Raw genomic sequence first — 11264 nt, 5'->3', positions numbered from 1 at the left:
TGCGAGTCTCTTTGGGCGTTTTGTGGGGCGGTCAAAACCCCCCACGAATTCCCATTCCCGGGGGACCCCCGCTGCTCCCCTCGAGCCGTTTCCCCCGCCCCCCGCAAGCGGAGGGACTATTTCCCCGGGTATCCCGCCAGCGGAAAGGTGCCCAGGTGACAGGGGGTACGCGGGTGATTCCGGTGGTGTGTCTCAGACCGGCCAGTACGTCGTGCGCCACGCCGCCGGACCGGGGTGCGGGAGGCGCCGGCCGGGGACCGTACGGGCCGGGTCGGCCCACGCGTCGCGGACCTTTCCGTCCGGCGCGGCGTCCGGCGCCGACGCCGCGCGGGCCTGCACCACCGCGAGGGCGGCGGCCAACTCCTCGGGGGTCGGATTGCCTCGTACGACCTTGATCACTGCGGCCTCCTTACGGTGTTACAGCACGTGTCGCAGCGGTACGGCCGGGCGGCCGCACCGCCTCAGAGCGGGATGTTGCCGTGCTTCTTCGGGGGCAGCGACTCGCGCTTGTCGCGCAGCGCGCGCAGCCCGCGCACGACGTACCGACGCGTCTCCGACGGCATGATCACGGCGTCGACGTAGCCGCGCTCGGCCGCCACGTACGGATTGAGGAGCGCGTCCTCGTAGCCCGTGATCAGCTCCTGGCGCACCTCCTCCTGTGCCTCGGGCGTGGGGGCCGCGGCGATCGTCCGGCGGTGCAGGATGTTCACCGCGCCCTGCGCGCCCATGACCGCGATCTGCGCGGTCGGCCAGGCCAGGTTGAGGTCCGCGCCCAGGTGCTTGGAGCCCATGACGTCGTACGCGCCGCCGAACGCCTTCCGCGTGATCACCGTGATCAGCGGCACCGTCGCCTCGGCGTAGGCGTAGATCAGCTTCGCGCCGCGCCGGATGATCCCGCCGTACTCCTGGTCGACGCCGGGCAGGAAGCCGGGCACGTCGACGAAGGTCAGCACCGGCACGTTGAAGGCGTCGCAGGTACGGACGAACCGCGCGGCCTTCTCCGAGGCGTCGATGTCCAGACAGCCCGCGAACTGCATCGGCTGGTTGGCGACGATGCCCACCGGGTGGCCCTCGACGCGGCCGAAGCCGGTGACGATGTTCGGCGCGAACAGCGCCTGCGTCTCCAGGAACTCGCCCTCGTCCAGCACATGCTCGATGGCGGTGTGCATGTCATAGGGCTGGTTCGCGGAGTCCGGAATGAGGACGTCCAGCTCCCGGTCCTCGTCCGAGGTCTCCAGGTCCGCCTCCTCGGGGAAGGCGGGCGGCGCGGAGAGGTTGTTGGAGGGCAGGTAGGACAGCAGCGCCTTGACGTAGTCGATGGCGTCCTTCTCGTCGCCCGCCATGTGGTGCGCCACGCCCGAGGTCGTGTTGTGCGTACGCGCGCCGCCGAGCTGCTCGAAGGCGACGTCCTCGCCGGTGACCGTCTTGATGACGTCCGGGCCGGTGATGAACATGTGCGAGGTCTGGTCGACCATCACCGTGAAGTCGGTGATCGCCGGGGAGTAGACCGCGCCGCCCGCGCAAGGCCCCACGATCAGGCTGATCTGCGGGATCACGCCGGAGCCGTGCACATTGCGGCGGAAGATCTCGGCGAACAGGCCCAGCGCCGCGACGCCCTCCTGGATGCGGGCGCCGCCGCCGTCGTTGATGCCCACGATGGGGCAGCCGGTCTTCAGCGCGAAGTCCATGACCTTGACGATCTTCTCGCCGTAGACCTCGCCGAGCGAGCCGCCGAAGATGGTGAAGTCCTGCGAGTAGACGCAGACGGTACGGCCGTCGACGGTGCCGTAGCCGGTGACGACGCCGTCCCCGTACGGACGGTTCTTCTCGATGCCGAAGTTGGTCGAGCGGTGCCGCGCGAACTCGTCCAGCTCGACGAACGACCCCTCGTCCAGGAGCAGCTCGATGCGCTCGCGCGCCGTCAGCTTGCCCTTCGCGTGCTGCTTCTCCACGGCGCGCGCGGAGCCCGCGTGCGTCGCCTCATCGATGCGGCGACGCAGATCCGCGAGCTTCCCGGCGGTGGTGTGACTGGTTGCGTCCGGTGTGGCGTCTTGCGGCTCGGACATCGCGATGCGGCTCCTGCTCGTCCTGGATGGGCTGACTCGGGCTTTCCGGAACATTTCGGGGGTTCAGGGGGCTGAAGGGGGCCGGAAAAGACCGGCTGGGGCCCTTCTGGCTACTGGTTCGTAGCGTATCCGCGCGGCTGCGCTGTGGCAGTGCGTCGTTGGCCACACCGTCCCCTCCTAGGCTGGCTCCCATGACGCCCCCTGATTCCTCCGGTCCTTCCGGCAGCCCCTGGTCCGACCTCGACCGGCCGCCGCTGAACGCCGCGGCCCTGCGCCGCGCCCTCGTACGGCCCGACGCGCTGTGGACCTCCATCGATGTGGTGCCCGTGACCGGCTCGACCAACACGGATCTGGCCACCCTCGCCGGAGAAGGGGCGGGCCTGGCCCCCGGAGCCGTGCTCGTCGCCGAGGAGCAGTCGGCCGGGCGCGGGCGGCTCGACCGGCGCTGGTCCGCGCCCGCGCGCTCCGGGATCTTCTTCTCCGTGTACCTGGAGCCGGGCGACGCGGTGCCGATGGAGCGGTGGGGGTGGCTGCCGCTGCTGGCCGGGGTGGCGACCGCCACCGCGCTGTCCCGGGCCGCGGGCGTGGACTTGGCCTTGAAATGGCCGAACGATCTGCTGGTGACGATCCCCGAGGACTCCGACGGGTCCGGTTCGGAACCCGTCCCGGAGCCCATCCCGGAGCCCGCCGCGGAGTCCCGTTCGGGTTCTGTCGCGGGGGCGGGGCCCGTCGGCGCCGAGCGCAAGACCGGCGGAATCCTCGCCGAGCGGGCAGGCGCCGGGGTGGTGCTGGGCATCGGCCTCAACGTCTCGCTGCACGCGGACGAGCTGCCGGTGCCGACGGCCGGCTCGCTGCTGCTGGCGGGCGCGCCGGTGGTGGACCGCGATCCGCTGCTGAGGGCCGTACTCCGGTCGCTGGAGGAGTGGTACGGGCGGTGGCGGGAGGCCGGCGGCGACCCGGGGGCCTGCCGGTTGCAGGAGGCGTACACCGCGGGGTGCGCGACGCTCGGCCGGACCGTACGGGCCGAACTCCCCGGCGACCGCGAACTCGTCGGCGAGGCCGTCGCGATCGACGGCGACGGGCGGCTGGTGCTCGCGACGGCGGAGGGCGTGCAGGAGCCGGTGGGGGCGGGGGACATCGTGCACCTGAGGCCGGCGGTGGGCTGAGGGGCCGCCGGGCCCGGCGGGGCCCTCGCGGGCGCCACGACGGTAGGGGCACCTGCATCTGACGAGGTGGCAGGGGTGGACGAGACCGAAGGGGCATCGGGACGCGCGGAGTCCGGAGAGTGAGCTACGGCACACCTGTCGTATCGTTGAGGCGTCCCGCGGGGGTCCCGAGGGGGACCGCGGAGCAGTACGCGGGACGGCGCGACACAGGCACGGAGCACGGGCGAACAGTGATCGGCAGGGCAGTGCGCACGGATCGGACAGGGGGCGGGCGGTGACCGTCGACGACGCGGATGGCGCCGCCGCCGAGGGGGACGACGACCCCCTCGCCCTGCGCCTGGAACAGCTGATCCTCGGCGCGGAGCGGCGCTACACCCCGTTCCAGGCGGCCCGGGCGGCCGGCGTCTCCATGGAACTGGCCTCCCGGTTCTGGCGCGCCATGGGCTTCGCCGACATCGGCCAGGCCAAGGCGCTCACCGAGGCGGACGTACTGGCGCTGCGGCGGCTGGCGGGCCTGGTGGAGGCCGGGCTGCTGAGCGAGCCGATGGCCGTGCAGGTCGCCCGGTCGACCGGGCAGACGACGGCCCGACTGGCGGACTGGCAGATCGACTCCTTCCTGGAGGGTCTGACGGAACCCCAGGAACCGGGCATGACCCGCACGGAGATGACCTACCCGCTGATCGAACTGCTCCTCCCGGAGCTCGAAGAATTCCTCGTCTACGTGTGGCGGCGGCAGTTGGCCGCCGCCACTGGTCGTGTGGTGCAGGCGCAGGACGACGCGGAGATGGTCGACCGGCGCCTGGCCGTCGGCTTCGCCGACCTGGTCGGCTTCACCCGGCTGACGAGGCGGCTGGAGGAGGAGGAGCTCGGCGAGCTGGTCGAGGCGTTCGAGACCACCGCCGCCGACCTGGTCGCCGCGCACGGCGGCCGCCTCATCAAGACGCTCGGCGACGAGGTGCTGTACGCGGCGGACGACGCGGGCATCGCGGCGGAGATCGGCCTGCGGCTCATCGAGACCATGACGAACGACGAAACGATGCCGGAACTCCGGGTCGGAATCGCCTTCGGCACCGTCACGACGCGCATGGGTGACGTCTTCGGCACGACGGTGAATCTGGCGAGCAGGCTGACGTCGATAGCGCCGAAGGACGCGGTCCTGGTCGACGGCGCTTTCGCGAAGGAACTGTCCCGCACGGGCGACGCCCCGATCTCCGAGGCGGAGGAAGCACTGGCGGCAAAGGAACGCGAGGGCGCCGACCCCGGATACCGCTTCGCACTGCAACCGATGTGGCAGCGACCGGTGCGTGGGCTGGGCGTGGTCGAGCCCTGGCTCCTCAGCCGGAGGGGCTGACGGCGGCCGGGGGCCGCACCCAGTTATGAGACCGGGCCGCTTCGGCTTGTTTGGTGTGCCGGGTTCTGGTGCGGGGGCGGCCCGTTCCGGCCCGTCCGGAGCGCCGCGCTCGGATGCGGGGTCGGCCGTTCCGGCCCGGCCCGAGCATCGGGCGCTGATCTGATGTCAGCCCATCCCAGCCCGCCCGGCGTGCTGGGTCCGGACGTGAGGTCCGCCCATCCCAGCCGTCCGGAGTCCGGTGCTCGGAGGCGGAGCCGACTCGTTCCAGCCCGCCCCGGGCCCCGAGCTTCAGACGCGGGGCCGCCTCACCCCGGCCCGCCCGGAGAGCTGAGCGTAGACCTGACGTCGGCCCACCCCAGCCCGTCCGGCGTTTGAGGACCGGGGTCCGGGGCGGAGCCCCGAGGGGGAGGCGGGCCGCCGGCCCATGGCCACAACCCCCCTCCCCCTGCGATGATCCGCCCATACGTTTACGGTCGTTAACACCCGAAGGGTCGTGGCATGACTGAGCAGCGCTACGGAGACTGGATCGCCGTCCGGCGCCACGGACACGTCGCCGAACTGGTCCTCGACCGGCCAAAGGCCATGAACGCCATCTCCGCCGAGATGGCCCGCTCCATCGCCCGGGCCACCGACGCGCTCGGAGCCGATCAGGACGTACGGGCCGTCGTGGTGACCTCCACGCACGAGCGCGCCTTCTGCGTGGGAGCGGACCTCAAGGAGCGCAACACGCTCACGGACGCCGAACTCGGCCGGCACCGGCCGCTGTCGCGGGCCGCGTACACCGGAGTGCTGGAGCTGCCGATGCCGACCGTGGCCGCGGTGCACGGGTTCGCCCTCGGCGGCGGGTTCGAGCTGGCGCTGTCGTGTGATGTGATCGTGGCCGACGCGAGCGCCGTGGTGGGGCTGCCGGAGGTGTCGGTGGGTGTGATTCCGGGCGGCGGGGGTACTCAGCTGCTGCCGCGGAGAGTGGGCGCCGCGCGCGCCGCCGAGCTGATCTTCTCGGCGCGGCGGGTGCCGGCCGAGGAGGCGCGGGACCTCGGTCTCGTGGACCAGCTCGTCGCGGAGGGCGAGGCCCGCGAGGCGGGGCTCGCGCTCGCGGAGCGGTTCGCCCGCAATTCGCCGGTCGGGCTGCGGGCCGCGAAGCGCGCGCTGCGCCTCGGGCACGGGCAGGACCTGCGGACCGGCCTGGAGGTCGAGGACGCCGCCTGGCGTTCGGTGGCGTTCTCGGGGGACCGGGCGGAGGGCGTGGCGGCCTTCAACGAGAAGCGGGCCCCCGAGTGGCCCGGCGTCTAGCCGCCGAGATCCTTTAAGCGTCGGCAAAGCCAAGTAAACCCCCGTAAAGCGGATTGGCCGCGGCATTCTTACGCTGGGTGCAGAGCGTGCACACGGTTACGGAATGTGAGGCGAGCGTGACGGTCGACGGGGACGGCGACGGAGGCGGTGCGCGGCTGCGGGCCGTGGTGGCGCTGGCGCAGGCCATGGCGGCCGCGCACACTCCGCGCGAGTCGGCGCGCGCCGCGGCCGACGGGGCACGGCGCGCGCTGGGCGGGTCGTTCGCGGCCGTGTCGGTGTGGGAGCGGGACCGGGGCCGGCTGCGGGTGCTCGTGAACGACGGGGAGCGGGCCGCGGGGGAAGAGGAGTTCCCGGCGGCGGAGACTTACCCGGTGCACGACTTCCCGGAGGTCGCGGAGTTCCTGCACGAGCAGTGGGTGGGCGGCGGCGAGCCGCACGCCTGGGTGGATACCGCGGAGGGCGGCGCCGGGAGCTCCGGCCCGTACCGCCACCACCGGGCGGACGCCCTGCGGCGGCGGGGGCGCGGCTGCTGCGTGGTCGCGCCGATCGTGCTGCACGGCCGGGCCTGGGGCGAGCTGTATGTGGCGCGGGCGGTGGGCGAGCCGGTCTTCGACGGGCGGGACGCGGACTTCGCGGCCGTACTGGCGGCGGTCGCGGCGGCCGGGATCGTGCAGACCGAGCGGTTGGAGGAGGTGCGCAAGCTGGCGTTCGAGGACCCGCTGACGGGGCTCGCCAACCGGCGCGCCGTGGACGCGCGGCTCGACGAGGCGGTGGAGCGGCACCGCCGTACCGGCACGGTGGTGAGCCTGCTGGTCTGCGATCTGAACGGGCTCAAGCGGGTCAACGACACGCTGGGGCACGCGGTCGGGGACCGCCTGCTGGAACGTTTCAGCTCGGTGCTCTCCCTGTGCGGCGCGATGCTGCCGGACGCCCTGGCGGCGCGGCTGGGCGGGGACGAGTTCTGTCTGCTGTCGGTGGGGCCGACGGCGGACGAGGTGGTGCGGGTGGCCGATGAGCTGTGCCGCCGCGCGGGCGAGCTGGAGCTGGGCGAGGGCGTCGCGTGCGGCGTCGCCTCGACCGGGGACCCGATCGGGCCCGTACGGTCGGCGCGCCGGCTCTTCCGGCTGGCGGACGCGGCGCAGTACCGGGCCAAGGCCGCGCGGTCCGAGAAGCCGGTGGTGGCGGGGCGCGAGGGGGGCGCGGACGATCCGGTGGTGCGGCTGGCCGACACCCCGCGCGAGGGCGCGCCCGCCGATCGCCGCCGCTTCCGGGGGCGCCGCCCATGAGGGCCCGCGTCCGGGGCCGTACGGATGGTGACAGTCAGCGATTCAGTCTTTAGGGTGCCTGAATATGGATATGCACACTGTGGTGGTGGGGGCCTCGGGTACGACGGCTCAGGACGTGATCGACGTGGCGCGCGGCGCGGCGCGGATCGAGGTGGCGGACGAGGCGCTCGCCGCCGTCGCCGCCGCCCGCCAGGTCATCGACGACCTGGCGGCCAAGCCCGACCCCGTGTACGGCGTCTCGACCGGCTTCGGGTCGCTGGCCGTCCGGCACATCAGCCCCGATCTGCGCGCACAGCTCCAGCGCAACATCGTCCGCTCGCACGCCGCCGGCATGGGGCCGCGCGTCGAGCGCGAGGTCGTACGGGCCCTGATGTTCCTGCGGCTGAAGACCGTCGCCTCCGGCCGTACGGGCGTACGCCCCCTCGTCGTCGAGACGATGGCCGCGATCCTCAACGCCGGGATCACGCCCGTGGTGCACGAGTACGGATCGCTCGGCTGCTCGGGCGACCTCGCGCCGCTCTCGCACTGCGCGCTGACGCTCATGGGCGAGGGTGAGGCGGAGGGCCCCGACGGTGAGCTGCGGCCCGCCGCCGAACTCCTCGCCGAGCACGGCATCGCCCCCGTCGAACTGCGCGAGAAGGAGGGGCTCGCGCTGCTCAACGGGACCGACGGGATGCTCGGCATGCTGGTGATGGCCTGCGCCGACCTCGCGCGGCTGTTCACCTCCGCCGACATCACCGCGGCGCTCTCCATGGAGGCGCTGCTCGGCACCGACAAGGTGCTCGCCGCCGAGCTGCACGCCATCCGCCCGCATCCCGGCCAGGCCGCCTCGGCCGCCAACATGCTGGCCGTGCTGGCCGGTTCGGGGCTGATCGGGCATCAGCAGGACGACGCGCCGCGCGTCCAGGACGCGTACTCGATCCGCTGTGCCCCGCAGGTCGCGGGCGCCGGCCGGGACACCCTCGACCACGCCCGGCTCGTCGCCGACCGCGAACTCGCCGCCGCCGTCGACAATCCGGTGGTCCTGCCCGACGGCCGGGTCGAGTCCAACGGCAACTTCCACGGTGCGCCGGTCGCGTACGTGCTGGACTTCCTGGCCGTCGCCGCCGCGGACCTCGGCTCGATCGCCGAACGCCGCACCGACCGGCTGCTGGACAAGAACCGTTCGCACGGCCTGCCGCCCTTCCTCGCGGGCGACGCGGGCGTGGACTCCGGCCTGATGATCGCTCAGTACACGCAGGCGGCCCTGGTCAGCGAGATGAAGCGGCTGGCCGTACCGGCGTCGGTGGACTCCATCCCGTCCTCCGCGATGCAGGAGGACCACGTCTCCATGGGCTGGTCGGCCGCGCGCAAGCTGCGTACGGCCGTGGACAACCTCGCCCGGATCATCGCCGTGGAACTGGTCGCCGCGACCCGGGCCGTCGAACTGCGCACGGGGCTCACCCCCGCGCCCGCGACGAGCGCCGTGCTGAAGGCCGTACGGGCGGCGGGGGTCGAGGGCCCCGGGGCGGATCGTTTCCTCGCGCCGGACCTGGCGGCCGCGCACGAGTTCGTACGGACCGGGAAGCTGACGGAGGCGGCCGAGACGGTGACGGGGCCGCTGGCGTAGAGCCGAGAGGTTCGGGCTATGGGCCGCGGTGCGCGGCCCATAGCCTTCCGTGGCTCCGTGCGGAGCGGAGTCGTATCAGAGTCCGGTCGACGTGCGCGTGCGGCGCACGGCGGCCGTCACCAGCGCGCCCCCGAGGCCGAGGAATCCGATTCCGCCGACCAGATACGGGGTGGTGTCGAAGCTGCCGGTGTCGGCGAGGGCCAGACCGTCGCTCGCCTGCTCCATGGAGGCGGGCTCGGCGGCCGTCGTGGTGCCGGAGTCGAGGGTGGTCTTGGAATCGGAGGCGGGGACGGTGATGGAGCGGTGACTGTGCTGGGTGGGGGTGGTGTGCTCGGCCGTCGCCTTCGCGGACGGTACGAACCACAACGCGCACAGCAGCGAGCCCGCGGCAGCGGCGGTCAGCAGCGGACGGCGTGCGGTCACGGAATGAATCCCCCTTGAGATGGCGGTGATTGGGGCCGTGGGCCTCCGATGGTAGTGATACCCGCGGGTCGTTTGGAAGTCGCGGTTCCGCTGGCCCTTACGCTCCGGGGATGAGCACAGATGAGTCATCACGGTTTGTACGACTTCGGGTCGAGCTGGTGTTGGAGATCAACGACTCCGGCAAGCTGACCTCGGCCGCCCTCGACCGCGTCGACGGCGATGGATCACTGCACGACGACGAACGCGGCCACGCCCGTACCTCGGTCTCCTCCGACGCGGCGGAGGCGCTGGCGTATCTCGTCGACCCGCTCGACGTGGTCAAGGAGGTGCCGGGGGTCGAGTTGACCCAGGCTTCGTGGAGCAGCGAACAGATCGACTACGACCCCGAGTCGCGGGAGTGGGCCCTCGACGGCGACGGCGAACGGGATGAGGAGGACGACGACTAGAGAGGGTTGAGGACGACCGCCAGAGACGACGGGAAGGGTCGCGAGACCTGGGAGGTGCAGAGGGTTATTCGGGGAGAAACCCTCTTCTAACGCCCATATCAGGGCCCCGGCTCCGCTGGTTGCGGAGCCGGGGTCTTCGCTTGAGTGGGCTTCCCCACACTTTTATGACGAGTGGAACCGCTGAATCGGTGAAGGCGTTCTCTATTGGGTGACCGCGAAGCGGGCGTGCCCATCGTTGTGGATCGGGGACGTTGGGGATCAGTAGCAATGGAGAAGCGTGTGATGACGTACGGCAAGCGCCGTAAGGGCCTCGTAGCCGCGGCCGCTGTGCTCGGCGGCGTACTGACCCTCGCTGCTTGTGGCGGGGGAGACGACAAGGGCGGTGACGCGGGTCACGGCAAGTCGCAGAGCAAGGTCGACGAGGCCGCGGCCAAGGACGCCTCCAAGGCGAAGATCAAGATCGCGTCGAAGAACGGGTCCACCAGCGCGAGCATCAACACCGGCGGCAAGGTCACCGTCTCCGAAGGCAAGCTGACCAAGGTCACCATGGCCACGGAGAAGGGCACCCCGGTCGAGGGATCGATATCCTCCGACGGCACCTCCTGGGCGCCCAAGAAGGCGCTGGAGCGGCAGACGACGTACAAGATCGTCGCCGAGGCCAAGGACTCCGACGACCGCAAGGCCACCGAGAACTCCTCCTTCACGACGGTCGCCCCGTCCAACAGCTTCATCGGCACGTACACGCCGGACAGCGGCTCCACCGTCGGCGTCGGCATGCCCGTGTCGATCAACTTCGACAAGCCGATCAAGGACAAGAAGGCCGTGCAGTCGCACATCACGGTCAACTCCACCAGCGGCCAGAAGGTCGTCGGCCACTGGTTCGGCAACCAGCGCCTCGACTTCCGCCCGCAGGAGTACTGGAAGGCCGGCTCGACCGTCACCATGAAGATGGACCTCGACAAGGTCGAGTCCGCGCCGGGCGTCCAGGGCGTCCAGCAGAAGACGGTCTCCTTCAAGGTCGGCCGCTCGCAGGTCTCCACGGTCGACGCGCGGTCCCACCAGATGACGGTGGTCCGGGACGGCAAGACCATCAAGACCATCCCGATCTCGGCGGGCTCCCCCGACCACACCACGTACAACGGCCAGATGGTGATCTCCGAGAAGTTCAAGGAGACCCGGATGGACGGCTCGACCGTGGGCTTCGGCGGTGAGTACGACATCAAGGACGTGCCGCACGCGATGCGCCTGTCCAACTCGGGCACGTTCATCCACGGCAACTACTGGGGCCACGGCATCTTCGGCTCGGCCAACACCAGCCACGGCTGCGTCGGCCTCCAGGACGCCCAGGGCGGCAACGACTCCTCGACCCCCGGTTCCTGGTTCTTCTCGAACTCCATGGTCGGCGACGTCGTCACGGTCAAGGGCTCCGACGACAGGCTGGTCCAGCCCGACAACGGCCTCAACGGCTGGAACATGAGCTGGGACGCCTGGGTGGCGGGCAGCGCCACGGGCGCCTGACCCCTTCGCCGGTCCTGCGCCGGGGGGGGGGGGGGGGGGGGGGGGGGGGGGGGGGGGGGGGGGGGGCAGGGGGGGGGGGGGGGGGGAGGGGGGGGGGGGGGGGGGG

10 protein-coding genes are annotated in these 11264 nt (G+C 71.8%); 7 read left to right on the top strand and 3 right to left on the bottom strand.

The annotated features are described in order from the left end of the window. Window positions 1-192: 192 nt before the first annotated feature. Both AC07AB_RS28225 and AC07AB_RS28220 read right to left on the bottom strand, forming a co-directional pair. A complete protein-coding gene (locus tag AC07AB_RS28225; RefSeq protein WP_478572351.1) occupies window positions 193-399 on the bottom strand; it encodes an acyl-CoA carboxylase subunit epsilon in 207 nt (68 codons plus the stop codon). Between the two features lie 62 nt (window positions 400-461). Beyond that, the gene (locus tag AC07AB_RS28220; RefSeq protein WP_478572348.1) at window positions 462-2066 is read right to left on the bottom strand and encodes an acyl-CoA carboxylase subunit beta; all 1605 of its coding nucleotides are present in this window, start codon (window positions 2064-2066) and stop codon (window positions 462-464) included. A gap of 191 nt (window positions 2067-2257) precedes the next feature. Here AC07AB_RS28220 and AC07AB_RS28215 point away from each other — a divergent pair, with 191 nt between their 5' ends. The 5 genes from AC07AB_RS28215 to hutH all read left to right on the top strand — a co-directional run bounded on the left by AC07AB_RS28215 (window position 2258) and on the right by hutH (window position 8771). Continuing rightward, complete coding sequence (locus AC07AB_RS28215; protein WP_478572345.1) at window positions 2258-3232, top strand: biotin--[acetyl-CoA-carboxylase] ligase; 975 nt, start codon at window positions 2258-2260, stop codon at window positions 3230-3232. 274 nt (window positions 3233-3506) lie between these two features. Next, a complete protein-coding gene (locus AC07AB_RS28210) occupies window positions 3507-4583 on the top strand; it encodes an adenylate/guanylate cyclase domain-containing protein (RefSeq protein WP_478572342.1) in 1077 nt (358 codons plus the stop codon). Window positions 4584-5081: 498 nt separating this feature from the next. Further along, a complete protein-coding gene (locus AC07AB_RS28205) occupies window positions 5082-5876 on the top strand; it encodes an enoyl-CoA hydratase/isomerase family protein (protein WP_478572339.1) in 795 nt (264 codons plus the stop codon). Between the two features lie 185 nt (window positions 5877-6061). Continuing rightward, the gene (locus AC07AB_RS28200; RefSeq protein WP_478572763.1) at window positions 6062-7162 is read left to right on the top strand and encodes a GGDEF domain-containing protein; all 1101 of its coding nucleotides are present in this window, start codon (window positions 6062-6064) and stop codon (window positions 7160-7162) included. Between the two features lie 64 nt (window positions 7163-7226). Beyond that, entirely contained in the window at window positions 7227-8771 is a 1545-nt protein-coding gene (hutH, locus tag AC07AB_RS28195; protein WP_478572336.1) for a histidine ammonia-lyase, read from the top strand. Between the two features lie 75 nt (window positions 8772-8846). Here the strand turns inward: hutH and AC07AB_RS28190 are convergent, their stop codons facing one another. Next, window positions 8847-9194: a hypothetical protein gene (locus tag AC07AB_RS28190; RefSeq protein WP_478572333.1), complete on the bottom strand. Its 348-nt coding sequence runs from the start codon at window positions 9192-9194 to the stop codon at window positions 8847-8849. A 110-nt stretch (window positions 9195-9304) separates the two neighbouring features. On the opposite strand from AC07AB_RS28190, the gene AC07AB_RS28185 reads away from it, so the two are divergent. Both AC07AB_RS28185 and AC07AB_RS28180 read left to right on the top strand, forming a co-directional pair. After that, a complete protein-coding gene (locus AC07AB_RS28185) occupies window positions 9305-9640 on the top strand; it encodes a hypothetical protein (RefSeq protein ID WP_478572330.1) in 336 nt (111 codons plus the stop codon). Window positions 9641-9907: 267 nt separating this feature from the next. After that, on the top strand, window positions 9908-11158 hold the full coding sequence (locus AC07AB_RS28180) for a L,D-transpeptidase (RefSeq protein ID WP_478572327.1): 1251 nt from the start codon (window positions 9908-9910) through the stop codon (window positions 11156-11158). Window positions 11159-11264 lie beyond the last annotated feature (106 nt).

The organism is Streptomyces sp. NPDC044033 (assembly GCF_056434425.1).
This window is presented reverse-complemented; position numbering and strand designations above follow the sequence as displayed.

Coding starts and splice junctions, on each gene's coding strand:
- AC07AB_RS28220 (WP_478572348.1), bottom strand. CDS start 2,066: ATGTCCGAGCCGCAAGACGCCACACCGGACGCAACCAGTCACACCACC.
- AC07AB_RS28215 (WP_478572345.1), top strand. CDS start 2,258: ATGACGCCCCCTGATTCCTCCGGTCCTTCCGGCAGCCCCTGGTCCGAC.
- AC07AB_RS28205 (WP_478572339.1), top strand. CDS start 5,082: ATGACTGAGCAGCGCTACGGAGACTGGATCGCCGTCCGGCGCCACGGA.
- AC07AB_RS28200 (WP_478572763.1), top strand. CDS start 6,062: ATGGCGGCCGCGCACACTCCGCGCGAGTCGGCGCGCGCCGCGGCCGAC.
- hutH (WP_478572336.1), top strand. CDS start 7,227: ATGGATATGCACACTGTGGTGGTGGGGGCCTCGGGTACGACGGCTCAG.
- AC07AB_RS28185 (WP_478572330.1), top strand. CDS start 9,305: ATGAGCACAGATGAGTCATCACGGTTTGTACGACTTCGGGTCGAGCTG.
- AC07AB_RS28180 (WP_478572327.1), top strand. CDS start 9,908: ATGGAGAAGCGTGTGATGACGTACGGCAAGCGCCGTAAGGGCCTCGTA.